Below are 13,826 nucleotides of genomic sequence, written 5' to 3' on the forward strand. Positions count from 1 at the left end.
CACCCGACCCCATCCCGAACTCGGAAGTTAAGCACAGCCGCGCCGATGGTACTGCGTCCTAAGACGTGGGAGAGTAGGTCACCGCCAAACCTAATAAAAAGCCTTAAACTCTCAATACGATCTTCACCAAGACCTACCGAACGCCCCGCCTTGCCGCGGGGTTTTTCGTGTTTTGGGCAGTGGGAAGCCGGTGGACACCTAGCCGGTCAGCCCGGGCAAAACCCGGCTCTTGACGCCCCTCATGCCTTGGCATACCACCGGCGCACCGAGCGGGTATGGTGAAATGGTATCATAAGAGCCTTCCAAGCTTAAGGTGCGGGTTCGATTCCCGCTACCCGCTCCAGACCGCCCCCAGATCCAGCCTCAGGCGCGACGAAAGCGCCCTTGCCGCCCGTGTTTGCAGGCTTTACTGCGGATGAAACACAGGAAAAGACGCAAGGCAGACCGATGGCGCGCACAGATCAGACCCGGCCCGAAGACAGGGAAAAATCCAAGCGCGTGAGCGCATTGGCGGGGCTCTGGCCATTTATTCTGCCCTATCGCGCTTACGTGGCGCTCGCCGGGCTTGCGCTTGTACTTACGGCCTGTGTCTCGCTGGCGCTGCCGCTGGCCGTGCGCCGCGTGGTGGATTCCTTCTCCACCGGAGAAACCCAGCTTCTGGACAGCTATTTCGCCGCCGCGCTGTTGATCGCCTCGCTGCTCGCGCTGGGGACGGGGCTGCGCTACTACATGGTCACCCGGCTGGGCGAGCGTGTGGTTGCCGACATCCGCAAGGCGGTGTTCGACCGTGTCATCGGCCTGAGCCCGCGCTTCTACGAGACTTTGCAGACCGGTGAGGTGCTCTCCCGCATCACGACGGACACCACCGTGATCCAGTCTGTCATCGGCTCGTCTGTCTCGGTGGCGCTGCGCAACATGTTGATCCTGCTGGGTGGCATGGTGCTGATGGTGTTTACCAGCCTGAAGCTCACCGGCCTCGTGCTGCTGATCGTGCCCGCCGTGATCGTGCCGATCATCGTGCTGGGGCGGCGACTGCGCGGCCTGAGCCGGGAAAACCAGGATCTGATCGCGGCCAGTTCAGGCAACGCTTCCGAAGCGCTTGGCGCGGTGCAGACGGTGCAGGCTTTCACCCACGAAGCCATCACGCGCGCAGGGTTCGGCAGCGTGACGGAGAGCGCCTATCGCTCCGCCGTGAAGCGCATCACCACGCGCTCGCTGATGACCGTGATCGTGATCTTTCTGATCTTCTCCGGCGTCGTTGGCGTGCTCTGGATCGGCGCGCGGGATGTGCGCGCGGGCGAGATGACCGTCGGCGCGCTGGTGCAATTCGTGATCTATGCGGTGATGGTTGCAGGCTCCGTGGGTGCGCTGTCCGAGATCTGGAGCGAGCTGCAGCGCGCCGCCGGGGCCACGGAACGGCTGGTGGAGCTGCTCAACGCCCCTGACGACGTGCTGGACCCGGACGCGCCTGTGGCCGTGCCGAGCCCCTGCAAAGGCGGAGTTACCTTTGATGCGGTCACCTTCCATTACCCCTCCCGGCTGGGAGTCGCGGCGCTGGAGGATATCGAAGTGACAATCGCGCCGGGTGAAACCGTGGCCCTCGTCGGCCCTTCCGGCGCCGGGAAATCCACCATCCTGCAGCTCCTGCTGCGCTTCTATGATCCGACGTCTGGCAGCGTGTGCATCGACGGTGTGGATGTGAAAAGCATGGCGCGGGCTGACTTCCGCCAGAACATCGCGCTGGTGCCGCAGGACCCGGTGATCTTTGGCACGACCGCACGCGAGAACATCCGCTTTGGCCGCCCGGATGCCACTGATGCGGAGGTGGAAGCCGCCGCAAAGGCCGCCGCGGCGCATGACTTCCTGACCGAACTGCCCGAGGGCTACGAAAGCCAGGTGGGTGAGCGCGGTGTGATGCTGTCGGGTGGCCAGAAGCAGCGGATCGCCATCGCGCGGGCCATCCTGCGCGACGCGCCGATCCTGCTGCTGGACGAAGCGACTTCGGCGCTCGACGCCGAAAGCGAACGTGCCGTTCAGGCAGCGGTGGACGTGATGAGCGCCACGCGCACCACGCTGGTGGTGGCGCACAGGCTGGCGACCGTGAAGAAGGCCGACCGCATCCTCGTCTTCGACAAGGGCCGGATCGTCGCCGAGGGCACTCATGATTCGCTGGTGGCGGAAGGGGGACTCTATGCCCGGCTGGCCCGGCTGCAGTTCACCGAGGGTGCCAACGCGGCCTGAGGGCCAAATGCGGCCGCCCCCCTGACCCGACGGCAGGGCTGCCAAAGCCCGCGCGGCCCCTCGTGACGTTGCGTAGAGGCCGCGCTGCCCCTTGTGCTGGGCAAGGCAAGCCTGCAATTTATCTGCTAAAGAATGGCGTGAATGACGGCCAAGGGGAGGGTTTCACGATGGCGCAACAAGCGCGGCAATTCGCGACGGCAGCAGATGTAAAGGCGATGGAGGCAGAGCGCCCGTGGGAGGAGCGCAATGTGCCCACCACGCTCTATGGCCTGCTTTCGGAAACGGCGGGCAAGTTCCCGAACCGTCCGGCCATCACTTTCCAGATCACCTCCGGCCCGAAAGATAAGGCCGAAACGCTCTCCTGGGCGGAGCTCAAGGGCAAGGTCACGCAGTCGGCCAACCTCTTCCGCAGCCTTGGCGTCGGCGAGAATGACGTGGTGGCCTACCTGCTGCCCAACGCCAATGAAACCGTGATCTCCTTCATCGGGGGCTCCGTGGCTGGGATCGTGAACCCGATCAACCCGCTGCTGGAGCCCGAGCAGATCGGCGCGATCCTGCGCGAAACCGGCGCGAAGGTTCTGGTGACGCTGCGGGCCTTCCCGCGCTCTGACGTGGCGCAGAAGGCGGCTGAAGCCGTGGCGCTGGCGCCGAACGTGAAAACCGTTCTGGAAGTGGATCTGCTGCGCTACCTGACGCCGCCGAAAAGCTGGATCGTGCCGCTGATCCGCCCCAAGAATCCGGTGAGCCATCAGGCGCAGGTGCTGGATTTCAACAAGGCGATGTCCAAGCACCGCGCCGACGCGTTGGATTTCGAGGATTCCACCGAGGATCGCGTGGCCGCCTATTTCCACACCGGTGGCACCACCGGCATGCCGAAAGTGGCGCAGCACAAGTATTCCGGCATGATGTACAACGGCTGGCTTGGCGATCGTCTGCTGTTTGACGAGAAAGACACGATGATCGCGCCGCTGCCGATGTTCCACGTCTTCGCGGCCTACCCGGTGATGCTCTCGGCGATCACGGCGGGCACCCATGTTGTTTTCCCGACACCGCAGGGCTACCGCGGCGAAGGCGTGTTCGACAACTTCTGGAAGCTGATCGAACGCTACAAGGTCAGCTTCGTGATCATCGTCCCCACCGCGATTTCTGCGCTGATGCAGCGCCCGGTGGACGCCGATGTGTCCAGCCTGAAAACCGCCTTCTCCGGCTCGGCACCTCTGCCGGTTGAGCTGTTCAACCGCTTCGAGAAGGCCACCGGTGTGAACATCATCGAAGGTTACGGCATGACGGAGGCCACTTGCCTCGTGTCCTGCAACCCGACCGATGGTGTGAAGAAGATCGGCTCCGTGGGCCTGCCCTTCCCCTACACCGAGGTGAAAATCCTGAACTGCGATGACGCGGGCAACATCCTGCGCGAATGTGACGTGGATGAAGTGGGCGAGATCTGCATCTCAAACCCCGGCGTGCTCACCGGGGCGACCTACACCGAGGCCGACAAGAACGTGGGGCTCTTTGCCGATGGCAAACTGCTGCGTACGGGCGATCTGGGCCGCATGGATGCCGATGGCTATCTCTACATCACCGGCCGCGCCAAGGATCTGATCATCCGAGGCGGTCACAACATCGATCCGGCCGAGATCGAGGAAGCGCTCGCCGGCCACGAGGCCGTGGCCTTCGCCGGGGCCATCGGCCAGCCGGACTCCTTCGCGGGCGAACTGCCCTGCGCCTATGTGGAGCTTGTCGCCGGGGCCGATACCTCTGTGGACGAGCTGATGGCCTACGCCAAGAAGCACGTGCACGAGCGTGCCGCGCATCCGAAATACATCGAGATCCTGCCGGAGCTGCCGAAAACCGGCGTGGGCAAGATCTTCAAGCCGGATCTGCGCAAAATGGCGATCATCCGCGTCTACAACGAGACGTTCCGCACCCAGGGCCTTGCCGTAGAGGTGTCCTCTGTCATCGACGACAAGAAGCGCGGCCTCGTGGCCCAGATCGTCAAGACAGGCGAAGTGGACGAGGAAACCGTGGGCCATTGCCTCGGCGAGTTCCCCGGCGCATGGGAATGGAAACAAGCCTGACGCGCTGCGCAGCACCCGAAAAAAGCCCCCCGCCTTGAAAGAGGCGGGGGTTTTCTTTTTTGGGGTCAATCTCTTGGGGCGTCAGTCCATCAGGAAGGCGTCGCTCGCCGCGCGGCGGGAGCGCGCCACGTATTCGATGGCGGAATTGCGCATCTCAAGGCTGTCGAGCAGGCCGCGCTCCAGAAGCGAGGCCGCCTGATCGGCGAAGATCGGGATCTCGCGCCCTCCGAACTGCCGTGCAACAGGAGCGATAGAGTCCGGGTGGGCCTCCAGCAGGTGGGCGATGGCCTGCGTTATGGCCGCCGTGGTTTCGGGATCGCCCTGCAGGCTATGAATGGCCATGGCCTCGATCAGCGCCTCGGACTGGATGTCGCGCGGTCCGGCGGGGCGGGTGAAGAAAGCTGCCTCGATCGCGACAACGCCCTCCGCCCCGGCGCTTTCGATATAGCCCGCCGTCAGCGCGCCGAGGTTGCGGGTATTGCCCGTGGCCGCCGCTGCCAGCAGCGCGTTTTCCAGAAAGGCGCGGGCGGCGGGATCGGGGCTGAGGCCCAACAGCAAAAGCCGGATCGGATGGCTCTGCGCCTGACTCGCGGTGCTGAGCGCCGCGATATGGGGCGCGGCTTGCGGGGGCGGCGGCAGCGCCCGCATCAGCTCGTAGGGCAGCTGATCGGCCTCCCGTAGGGCAATGGCGTTCAGGACGGGGTGTTCGCTTTGCAGGAGCGGGCCGAAAATCTCAACGCGCCGCTCCAGCGATAGGAAACCCTCCTGCGCGATCTCGGCCACGAGGCTTTCGAGCAAGGTGCGGGTCTGATCGTCCACATAAACGCCGCGCTCCCATTCGCCGTAGTCGTCCGGGCGCAGGAAAAGCACGTGATCGTCGGGATTGGCGGCCAGCCGACGGCGGGTCACGCTGTCCACGAGTTGGGGCAGGTCCACTTCTTCGCCTACACCGCGCAGGGCGATGACTGGGATGAAGCGGAACGGCGACGCCGGATCGGGGCGGGCGAGCAGCACGGTCTCGCTCATCTCCAGTTCATCCGAAAGGCCGGGGCGCGGGACATAATCGTGAAACGCACAGGCCAGCGCCACTGGGGCAGCCGAAAGCCACAGGCCGCTGGCCAGCAGCAGGGGCTTGAGGCCGGAGGGGGCACAAGAAAGGGCACGAGGGGCTGTCATGGCTGGGCTCGCTTGCGCTGTGGGTGCCTGCCAAGTGTCACTGGTCGCGCGCCGAAAGGGAAGGCCCTATTGCGCAAACTGGCCTAGCCGAAGGTCACACCGCTGTAGAGGATGATATTGGCGTAGGGTGTCGCCTCGCCGGTCCGCACCACGGCGAGGGCGGCAGCGCTTGCGGCCTTCAGGCTGTCGTGGCTGACCTGTTCACACGGCAGCCGTGCCTCGAAGGCCGTGCGCAGCTCCTGCGCGGCTTCAGAAGCGATAACCGCGCGCTCCACCTGTAGCTCGCCCAGCACCGTATCGAGCACCGACCAGAGATCTGGCACCCCGAGGCAGACGGCCAGATCGATGCAGAGCGTGCCCGGCGGCACAGGCAGGCCCGCATCGCCGATCACTAGCGCATCGCCATGGCCCATGGCCGCGATGGTGCGGCTCAACTCGGCGTGCAGCAGCCCTGTTTTCTTCATGGATCATGCCTCCCGGTTGGTATCCCTCCCGCGAAGGCTCGCACCGCTTGGCGATACGATCAAGCGGCGTGAATTCACCCGTGACAGGTGGCGGCCCAAGGCTCTAGCATCGCAGCCGACCAATGAGGGCACGGCCGGGCGCAACCGGCGCAGCCAACGAAGAGACGAGGGCACGATGTTTTTAGAGCACAACCGACCGGTTCAGGCGGCTTTTTCCGACGCGTGGTATCTGAAATGGCGCTTCCTCGTCTCCCACGTGCTGCTGGGCCTGCTCGCCATTGCCGTGATCTCGCCCGCGACGGCGCTGATCCTGCGCGTGGCCATCGGCATGTCGGGCAACCCCGCGCTTGCCGATCAGGACATCGCCTACTTCCTGCTCTCGCCGGTGGGTTTCGTCTGCCTCATCGTGGCCGCCTCGGTGGTGATCGCGGCCGGGGTATTGGATACCGCCTTCCTGATGTCGATCCATCTGGCCGACCGTACCTACGGACGCGGCGGGTTTCGCACCGGGCTTGGCAGCGTGCTGCCGCGCCTGCCGGCCGTGATCAGCCTCGCCGCGCGGCTCACTTTGCGTATCCTCGTGATCGCCGCGCCTTTCCTGCTCGCAGGGCTCTGGATCGCCGCGCGCAACCTCACGGCCTATGACATCAACTACTACCTCACCGAGCGTCCGCCGGAGTTCCTGCAGGCCGTCGGCATGATCGGGGCCCTGCTGGCGGTGATGGCCGTGATCCTGATCAACCGCCTGCTCACATGGATGCTCACCCTGCCGCTCGTGCTCTTCTCCGGCACCGCGCCCAAGGCCGCCTTTGCCGAGAGCGCGCGGCTGATGGAGGGGTTCCGATTTCGCTTCCTGCGCCGCTTTGCTGTCTGGGCGCTCGTCAGCGTTGCGATCGGGATCACGGTGCTGGGGCTTGCCGCCATCGGCACCCGTTTCATCGCGCCCGTTTCTGGCGGCAACCTGGCGCTCGTGGCGCTGTTCCTGCTGCTGGCGGTTTTGCTCTGGGTGGTGACCAACGTGATCGTCACCACGATTACCTCGGGGGCCTTCTCGATCCTCATTGCGGATGGGTTCACCGAGGCCGGCGGCGTGGTGGATACAGCCTATCTGGCACGGGCCGAGCAGATGCCCGCCCTGCTGCGCAAGCTCGCGGTGATCGGCCCGGTTGTGGGCGTGCTGATCTTCATCGGCGGCTTCACCGGCAACCTGATGCTCAACGCCATCGCGACGCAAAGCGGCGCGCTGGTGATCGCGCACCGCGGCGCGGCAGGGGCGAAGCCTGAGAACACCATGGCATCGATCGACGAGGCCCTTCGGGTTGAGGCCGATTTCGTGGAGATCGACGTTCAGGAATCCGCCGAGGGCGAGGTGATCGTGGTGCATGACAGCGATTTCATGAAGCTCGCGGGCGTGCCGACGAAGGTCTGGGACGTAACGGTGGAGGAGCTGGCCGGGATCGACATCGGCAGCTGGTTCGATCCGCAATATTCTGCTGAGCGCACGCCCACCCTGCGCGAGGTGCTGCAGGCGGCCAAGGATCGCTCCAAGGTGTTGATCGAGCTGAAATACTACGGCCATGACGTGATGCTGGAGCAGCGCGTGCTCGATATCGTCGTCGAGGAAGGCATGGCGGATCAGGTGGCTTACATGTCGCTGAAACTGCCCGCTGTCGAGAAAACCAAGGGCCTTGCGCCCGAGGCCACCGTCGGGCTGCTTGCCGCCACGGCGGTGGGGGATCTCACGGCGCTTGAGGCGGATTTCCTTGCCGTGAACACCGGGCTTGCCACGCGCGGGCTGGTGAAACGCGCCGATGCGGCTGGAAAGCCTGTCTACGTCTGGACGGTCAACGACGCGCTCACCATGTCGCAGATGCTCTCGCGCGGGGTGTCCGGGCTGATCACCGATGAGCCCGAACTGGCCCGCGAGGTGATTGCGAAACATGCCGAACTGACACTGCTTCAGCGGCTGCTGATCTCGCTCAGCGATATGCTGGGCGTGGAATTCGAGAGAAAGGCGACCCGTGATGACTCTCCGTAACGCGCTCTTCCTGCTGTGCCTCTTTGCCACCCCAGTGGCGGCGAATGAAGACGACCTGCGGTTGGACGAACGCCTTGAGCTGCGGGCGCATGAAAAGCTTTTGGAGGTTATGGGCGCAGAGGGCAGCACGCTTGCGCCCTTCACCACCGATGGCTGTTCGGGCTGGCAAAGCGCGGCATGGTCCCTCGCGGCGGAGAAGATCTCGATCTTCGAAGAGGCCCACGGAGAGCTTCCGCCGTGGGAGGCCTGCTGCGTGGTGCATGATCGCGCCTACCACGAGGCGGGCGGGGCGCTGGAGGCGCTGCAAAGCCTGCGCGCGCGGCAAGAGGCCGATGAGGCGCTTGCGGCCTGCGTGCGGGATACGGCGGCGGCCCGGCAGCAGGAATTGGGTGAGATCTACAGCATGTCGCCCGAGGCCGTGGTGCGCGTCTACGGGCTGATCGCCGAGGCGATGCATGGGGCTGTCCGGCTGGGCGGCGCGCCCTGCACCGGGCTTTCGTGGCGCTGGGGGTATGGCTACCCGGACTGTTAGGCGGCCTCTGACAGATCGTTTGCGAAGAAGGCTTTGAACCGGCTCTTCAGCCGCCCATAGCGCTTATCGCCCACCATCTCGCGGCAGGCGGCGAAGGCTTCCGCCCCCTGCGGCCAGACCTTCAGATACTTCGGCTTGTGGTAATGCAGGATGCGCGGTGTGGCCTCAGGGTCATAGTCGGCGTTCTGGATCGTGAGGTTGTAATCGCGCGCGAGCATCTCGAACCCCAATCCCTGCCGCCGGATCGCCACCGGCAGCGAGACCTGATCGAGGAAGGGGCGCAACCCGTCGAGCTTGGTGTCGAAATCGATCCGCCGGGCGGTGTCGAGCCAGGCCTGCGCAAAGCTCATCCCGCCGGCCCCTTCGCCTTCGCGGAAACCCACGAGGCCCGCGTTGAAATAGGGCGGCGACCACAGCCGCTGCCCCCGGTGAAACTGCACGCGCTCCTCCGGCACGTCGAGGCCAAAGAGGCCATAGGCCTTCTTCCAGCGCTTCTCCCCGCCCCATGTCTTGTAGTCTGAGACCATCGCCGCCACGTGGCCCTCCGGCACCAGCCCCTCCACGGCAAGCGGCGCGACGCAGACCATGTCGGTGTCGAAAAACAGGCTCACGTCGCAATCGCGATCATCGAGCGCGGCGAGCATCTTGTTGCCGTGCGGATAGGGCTCGCGCCAGATGCCGCCTGCCAGATCCGGCGCGGGCAGCGGGCGAATGGCGACGCCAAGCTCCTTCAGCACCTTGCGCGTGATCGGCCGCACGTCGCCCAGCTTTTCCTGCGGCACATAGGCGAACAGCGAAAGCGCCTCGCCGTTGTGGTGGCGCAGTGTGGCGGCCAGCGTGATCGCCATCGGCTCGTAAGCGGTGCCGTCCATCATGAAGAAGGCGGCGGTGCGCTGGGTCGGGGTGGGGGTGTCCAAGGCGGGCTCCGCTGGTGCTGCTCTGCCCGGATTATGGGCGCTGCGGGCGCGCTGTAAACCGGCAATCGGACAAGAGCCCCGCCGCCCGTGCCCGCCCCGCCACGCTTGCCAGTCGATCCGGTGCGATCCCCGCAATCCCAGTTGCCTTGCGCTCCGCCGCCCCCTATCGATTGGGGAAAGAGCAGTTCCATGAGAAGGTATTTTCCAATGACCGAACGGCGGCCCGTCGCATCGCTGTGGATTGGCGAGAAACTCCATTACCTGAACCAGCTGTGCCTCAAGTCGCACGTGATACAGGGCCATCCCACCACGCTTTATTGCACCCACAACGTGGACAACGCGCCCGAAGGCGTGGAGATCCGCCCCGCGAGCGAGATCATGGAGATCGACATGCGGCTGGTGGAGGATACCTCGGCCTCCTTCCTGTCCAACGTCTTCCGCTACAAGATGATCCAGAAAACCGGCGCGATCTGGATCGATTGTGATGCCTTCTGCCACCGCCCTTTCCCGGACGAGATGGAATGGGTCTTCGGCGGGCACGGGCTGTCGGGCAATCTCAACTGCGGCGTTGTTGGCCTGCCGCAGCAATGTGAACTGATGGACCAGCTGCTGGATTACTATGACAACCTGCCGGACTACCCGGCTTGGTGGAACAAGAACCAGCGCAAGAAATACGATCGCCTGCCCGACAAGATGAGCCACGCCGCGCGCATCTACAAAGCCGAGCGCACGGCTTTTGGCCCGCAGGCCTTCACGTGGTTTGCCAAGCAGACGGGCGATTTCGAGCGCGCGCTGCCGGTGGATGTGCTCTACCCGGTGCCGTTCCAGCTGAACGACATCTTCTACGATCCCTATGGCCGCGTTGAGGGGCATTTCACCGAGAACACGCTCTCGGTGCACCTCTATACCAACGGCACCAAGCCGTGGTGGGAGAAGAACGTGCCGCTGCCCGGCAGCTACGCCTACCGCATGTGCGAGCAGGTGGGCATCGATCCAAGCAAGGCGCTGCGCTGAAGCGGCAGCGGGAGGCTGAGGCCATCGACCTGAAGAAGCACAAGAGCCCGCACGGCACCGTTCTGGCGGTGTCGATGATGAAGGATGAAGCCCCGTTCCTGCTGGAATGGTTCGCCCACCACCTTGCCGTGGGCTTCACCGACATCCTCGTCTACACCAACGATTGCACCGACGGGACCGATGATATGCTGATCCGGCTCGAAGAGCTGGGGCTGGGCTATCACCGCCGCAACGACATCCCCGAAGGCATCAAGCCGCAGCCCTCCGCGCTGAAATACGCGCAGCAGGAGCCGGTGGTGCAGGCGGCGGATTGGGTGCTGGTGTTTGACGCCGATGAATTCCTTTGCATCCGCTACGGCGATGGCACGCTGGATGACATGATCACCGCCGCTGGGGATGCCAACGGCATCGTCATCACCTGGCGCACCTTTGGCTCGGGCCATGTGGTCGACTGGAGCCGCGATCCCGTCACCGAGCAGTATCTCTATGCCGCGCCCGCCAATTGGAACAAAGGCTGGGGCGTGAAGACGCTGTTCAAGTTTGACCCTGAGTACTGGAAGCTCGGCATCCACCGGCCGTCGATCAAGAACAAGCACCTTGAGGACGGTTTTCCCGATACGGTGAAATGGCTCAACGGCTCCGGTAAGCCGATGGAGGAGTATTTCAAGTTCCGCGGCTGGCGCTCGATCCGGCGCACGGTGGGCTACGAGTGGGCGCAGATGAACCACTACGCGGTGAAATCGGTGGATTCCTACGCCGTGCGCAAGCTGCGCGGCAACGTGAACAACAAGAAAGACAAGTACAACTCCGACTATTGGGCGCTGCAGAACCGCAACGAGACGCGCGATGAAACCATCCTGCGCCACAGCGCGAAGCGGGCGGAGATCATGGCCGAGCTGCTGAAGGATCCGGTTCTGAGCAAGCTGCACTATGCCGCCCTTGAACGGGTGGAAGCCAAGCTTGATGAGTACCGCCAGACCGACGCCTATAAGGAGATGGTGAAAGGGCTGGAGGAGGCCTCCAAGATCCCGATCACGCAGGTGTCGGCCAAGCCGCCCAAGGCGCGCGATCCGGAAAAGATCGCCGCGCTGATGAGCGACGTGGAGGAGAAATCCGGTAAGAAAGCCAAGGAGAAACGCGCCAAGGACAAGGCGGAGGGCATCGTGGATCGCGGCCCGTCCGAGCCGCTCTATGCGCCGTTTCCGATTGACCGCAGCGTCGAGATCCCGATCGAGCGCGTGGAGAACCACGAGGTGATGCTGGCGGTGGATGCGCGGGTGATGAACCCGGATGCGCTGGAGGCGGCAGCGGCGGGCAAGTTCGACCGCAAGGCTGCCCGTTGGACCCCGCGCCTGATCCCGGAAGACGCGAAACGCGTGCTCAACATCGGCTCGGGTATCGGCTTTATCCCGGTGCATATCTGCAAATGCTTCCCCGAAGTGCAGGTGCTGGCGCAGGAAAACCGGGCCGATCTCTGCGAGATCGCGCGTGAAGTGGCGGCGGAGAACGGGTTTGACGGTGATGCGCGTCTGCAGATCACCGGCGATGCGCTCTTTGCCTCTGCCGACAAGGGCGGCGCGGCCACCGGGCTGGCGGGGCTTCTGGACAGCTTCAAACCGGATGTGCTGCGTGTGGACGACGAGGCGCTCACGGCCGAGGTTCTGGCCGCCGCGCCGCTGGCTGCCCTGCGCCGGGTGATCCTCTCCGATGGCGTGTTGAGCCGCTACCGCAAACAGGAAACGGCGGTGGCCAAGGCGATCATGGGGCAGAGGTTCACGGAAGTGGAAGAGCTGGCCACAAGCGGCGCACGGGTGTTTGACCGCGCCTAGGGCGTTGATTTTATTCCTGTCTCGGCTAGGCTTTTGCAGGTTATTCCCCACGGAGGCCCAACCATGCCCACGAAAGCGGAACTGGAAGCGGAATTGGAAAAGCTGAGGGCGGAGCTCTCGGCGGCCAAGGATCAGATTGCCGACGCGGCCCAAGCGGCGGCCGAGGATGAGCCGGAAGGCATCGTGGAGCATCTCAAGCATGATGGCGAGGCGCTGATCTCGGAATTCGTGAAAGAGATCGAGGATCTGTCCGCCAACCGCCCGGTGCTCACGGTGGTCGGGGCCTTCTGCCTCGGCCTTCTGCTGGCCAAACGATAGGAGAGGCCGATGAAACGCGTGGTTCGCAACCTGACGATCATCCTGCGCTGCGAGAGCCTGATTGCCCAGAGGCGGCTGGCCGTGGCGCGCAAACAGATCGCTTTCATCGCCTTCGCCGGGCTGGTGGCCGTGCTTGGCCTCGTGATGCTCAACGTGGCCGCCTATCAGGCGCTGGCCGCGAGCCTTGGCGCGCCGCTGGCGGCCCTTCTGGTGGCCATCGGGAATTTCATCCTTGCCGGGATCCTCGCCATGCTGGCGGGCCGGGAAAACGCGGAAGCCGAGGTAGCGGCTGTCTCGGAGGTGCGGGATATGGCGGTGGCCGATCTGGAGGCCGAGCTGGAACTGGCACAGGCCGAGGTTCAGGCGGTTGTCGGCGACCTGCGTCGCATCGGGCGCGATCCGCTGGGCGCGGCCAGCGGGCTGGCAATGCCGCTCCTGGCGGCATTGCTCAAACATCTCGGGAAATCGAAGTAGGCGGGCTTATTCGGCCTCGTCCATCTTCGACGCGTTCAGCATCGCATAACGCTCGGCACCGATGCGCTCGTGCAGATCGAGTTGCGTTTCGAGGAAGTCGATATGGCCTTCCTCATCGCCCAGAAGCTCCTCAAACAGCTGCTGGGAGATGTAATCACCCACCGAGTTGCAGTAAGCGCGGGCCTCGGAATAGAGCGCGCGGGCCTCGTGCTCGGCGGCCAGATCGCACTCCAGCGTTTCTTTCGGCGTCTGGCCGATGCGCAGCGGATCGAGCTTTTGCAGGTTCGGGTGGCCTTCCAGCAGCAGGATGCGGGCGATCAGCTTGTCCGCGTGGTTCATCTCCTCGATGCTTTCCTCGCGGGATTTCTTGGCCATATGGCCAAGGCCCCAATCTTCCTGCAGGCGGTAATGCAGCCAGTACTGGCTAACGGCCGTCAGCTCGCTTCGCAGGGCCTTGTTGAGATACTCAATAACCTTTGTATCGCCTTTCATCCTCAATTCCTTTGCTGCGCGCAGGCCTCAGCCCGCGCAAAATGGCTGGTACCTCACAATTAGCATTCTTTCGCATGTGAGACAGGAAAAGCGGCATGCACCCGCCGCAATCGGCGGATTTCCCGAGGGCGTGGTAGATCTTGCCGGGCGTGATGACGGTGTCTGCGTCGGCGGCGCGCATCCAGTCGATGGCGGCGTCGATGTCCTCGTGGGTGATGTTCTGGCAGTGGCAGATGATCATGGCGGCGGCTGT

The 13,826-nt window shown here is 64.3% G+C and carries 13 protein-coding genes, 1 tRNA gene and 1 rRNA gene; 10 read left to right on the top strand and 5 right to left on the bottom strand.

Annotation, left to right across the window (positions count from 1 at the left end):
* From rrf to KVX96_RS16215, 4 genes are all read left to right on the top strand, one after another.
* Positions 1 to 90 (top strand): 5S ribosomal RNA (gene rrf, locus KVX96_RS16200); the annotation flags it as partial.
* A gap of 179 nt (positions 91 to 269) precedes the next feature.
* Positions 270 to 343 (top strand) — tRNA-Gly (locus KVX96_RS16205).
* A gap of 104 nt (positions 344 to 447) precedes the next feature.
* Positions 448 to 2,241 carry an ABC transporter transmembrane domain-containing protein gene (locus KVX96_RS16210; protein WP_261195778.1) on the top strand — a complete coding sequence of 598 codons (1,794 nt, stop codon included), beginning with the start codon at positions 448 to 450 and terminating at the stop codon, positions 2,239 to 2,241.
* A gap of 167 nt (positions 2,242 to 2,408) precedes the next feature.
* Positions 2,409 to 4,319 (top strand): acyl-CoA synthetase, encoded by a 1,911-nt coding sequence (locus KVX96_RS16215; RefSeq protein WP_261195779.1) that lies wholly within the window; start codon positions 2,409 to 2,411, stop codon positions 4,317 to 4,319.
* 81 nt (positions 4,320 to 4,400) lie between these two features.
* Here KVX96_RS16215 and KVX96_RS16220 read toward each other — a convergent pair whose 3' ends face one another.
* A complete protein-coding gene (locus tag KVX96_RS16220) occupies positions 4,401 to 5,495 on the bottom strand; it encodes a hypothetical protein (protein WP_261195780.1) in 1,095 nt (364 codons plus the stop codon).
* A gap of 83 nt (positions 5,496 to 5,578) precedes the next feature.
* On the bottom strand, positions 5,579 to 5,959 hold the full coding sequence (rbsD, locus tag KVX96_RS16225; protein ID WP_261195781.1) for a D-ribose pyranase: 381 nt from the start codon (positions 5,957 to 5,959) through the stop codon (positions 5,579 to 5,581).
* A 175-nt stretch (positions 5,960 to 6,134) separates the two neighbouring features.
* Between rbsD and KVX96_RS16230 the strand changes: the two genes are divergently transcribed.
* Both KVX96_RS16230 and KVX96_RS16235 read left to right on the top strand, forming a co-directional pair.
* Positions 6,135 to 7,997 carry a glycerophosphodiester phosphodiesterase family protein gene (locus KVX96_RS16230; protein ID WP_261195782.1) on the top strand — a complete coding sequence of 621 codons (1,863 nt, stop codon included), beginning with the start codon at positions 6,135 to 6,137 and terminating at the stop codon, positions 7,995 to 7,997.
* A complete protein-coding gene (locus KVX96_RS16235) occupies positions 7,984 to 8,529 on the top strand; it encodes a hypothetical protein (RefSeq protein ID WP_261195783.1) in 546 nt (181 codons plus the stop codon). Before KVX96_RS16230 ends, KVX96_RS16235 begins: the two co-directional genes overlap by 14 nt.
* On the opposite strand, the gene KVX96_RS16240 is transcribed toward KVX96_RS16235, so the two are convergent.
* Positions 8,526 to 9,446, bottom strand: coding sequence for a hypothetical protein (locus KVX96_RS16240; RefSeq protein ID WP_261195785.1), 921 nt, complete (start codon positions 9,444 to 9,446; stop codon positions 8,526 to 8,528). The two genes, KVX96_RS16235 and KVX96_RS16240, sit on opposite strands and share 4 nt — an antisense overlap.
* A gap of 207 nt (positions 9,447 to 9,653) precedes the next feature.
* Between KVX96_RS16240 and KVX96_RS16245 the strand changes: the two genes are divergently transcribed.
* The 4 genes from KVX96_RS16245 to KVX96_RS16260 all read left to right on the top strand — a co-directional run bounded on the left by KVX96_RS16245 (position 9,654) and on the right by KVX96_RS16260 (position 13,081).
* Entirely contained in the window at positions 9,654 to 10,460 is an 807-nt protein-coding gene (locus tag KVX96_RS16245) for a hypothetical protein (protein WP_261195786.1), read from the top strand.
* 74 nt (positions 10,461 to 10,534) lie between these two features.
* Complete coding sequence (locus KVX96_RS16250) at positions 10,535 to 12,289, top strand: glycosyltransferase family 2 protein (protein WP_261196052.1); 1,755 nt, start codon at positions 10,535 to 10,537, stop codon at positions 12,287 to 12,289.
* Positions 12,290 to 12,352: 63 nt separating this feature from the next.
* Positions 12,353 to 12,607, top strand: a complete 255-nt coding sequence (locus KVX96_RS16255; RefSeq protein WP_261195788.1) for a hypothetical protein — start codon at positions 12,353 to 12,355, stop codon at positions 12,605 to 12,607.
* Between the two features lie 9 nt (positions 12,608 to 12,616).
* Complete coding sequence (locus tag KVX96_RS16260) at positions 12,617 to 13,081, top strand: hypothetical protein (protein WP_261195789.1); 465 nt, start codon at positions 12,617 to 12,619, stop codon at positions 13,079 to 13,081.
* A 6-nt stretch (positions 13,082 to 13,087) separates the two neighbouring features.
* On the opposite strand, the gene bfr is transcribed toward KVX96_RS16260, so the two are convergent.
* Both bfr and KVX96_RS16270 read right to left on the bottom strand, forming a co-directional pair.
* Positions 13,088 to 13,573 carry a bacterioferritin gene (gene bfr / locus KVX96_RS16265; RefSeq protein ID WP_261195790.1) on the bottom strand — a complete coding sequence of 162 codons (486 nt, stop codon included), beginning with the start codon at positions 13,571 to 13,573 and terminating at the stop codon, positions 13,088 to 13,090.
* A complete protein-coding gene (locus KVX96_RS16270) occupies positions 13,548 to 13,814 on the bottom strand; it encodes a bacterioferritin-associated ferredoxin (protein ID WP_261195791.1) in 267 nt (88 codons plus the stop codon). The genes bfr and KVX96_RS16270 overlap by 26 nt, the downstream gene beginning before the upstream one ends.
* Positions 13,815 to 13,826: the final 12 nt, after the last annotated feature.

Origin of the sequence: Pseudoruegeria sp. SHC-113, from assembly GCF_025376885.1 — a bacterium.
GTDB lineage: Bacteria > Pseudomonadota > Alphaproteobacteria > Rhodobacterales > Rhodobacteraceae > Pseudoruegeria.

What these genes read in the sequence shown, in the direction of transcription:
- KVX96_RS16210 (WP_261195778.1), top strand. Translation starts at nt 448, where the DNA reads ATGGCGCGCACAGATCAGACCCGGCCCGAAGACAGGGAAAAATCCAAG.
- KVX96_RS16215 (WP_261195779.1), top strand. Translation starts at nt 2,409, where the DNA reads ATGGCGCAACAAGCGCGGCAATTCGCGACGGCAGCAGATGTAAAGGCG.
- KVX96_RS16220 (WP_261195780.1), bottom strand. Translation starts at nt 5,495, where the DNA reads ATGACAGCCCCTCGTGCCCTTTCTTGTGCCCCCTCCGGCCTCAAGCCC.
- rbsD (WP_261195781.1), bottom strand. Translation starts at nt 5,959, where the DNA reads ATGAAGAAAACAGGGCTGCTGCACGCCGAGTTGAGCCGCACCATCGCG.
- KVX96_RS16230 (WP_261195782.1), top strand. Translation starts at nt 6,135, where the DNA reads ATGTTTTTAGAGCACAACCGACCGGTTCAGGCGGCTTTTTCCGACGCG.
- KVX96_RS16235 (WP_261195783.1), top strand. Translation starts at nt 7,984, where the DNA reads ATGACTCTCCGTAACGCGCTCTTCCTGCTGTGCCTCTTTGCCACCCCA.
- KVX96_RS16245 (WP_261195786.1), top strand. Translation starts at nt 9,654, where the DNA reads ATGACCGAACGGCGGCCCGTCGCATCGCTGTGGATTGGCGAGAAACTC.
- KVX96_RS16250 (WP_261196052.1), top strand. Translation starts at nt 10,535, where the DNA reads ATGATGAAGGATGAAGCCCCGTTCCTGCTGGAATGGTTCGCCCACCAC.
- KVX96_RS16255 (WP_261195788.1), top strand. Translation starts at nt 12,353, where the DNA reads ATGCCCACGAAAGCGGAACTGGAAGCGGAATTGGAAAAGCTGAGGGCG.
- KVX96_RS16260 (WP_261195789.1), top strand. Translation starts at nt 12,617, where the DNA reads ATGAAACGCGTGGTTCGCAACCTGACGATCATCCTGCGCTGCGAGAGC.
- bfr (WP_261195790.1), bottom strand. Translation starts at nt 13,573, where the DNA reads ATGAAAGGCGATACAAAGGTTATTGAGTATCTCAACAAGGCCCTGCGA.
- KVX96_RS16270 (WP_261195791.1), bottom strand. Translation starts at nt 13,814, where the DNA reads ATGATCATCTGCCACTGCCAGAACATCACCCACGAGGACATCGACGCC.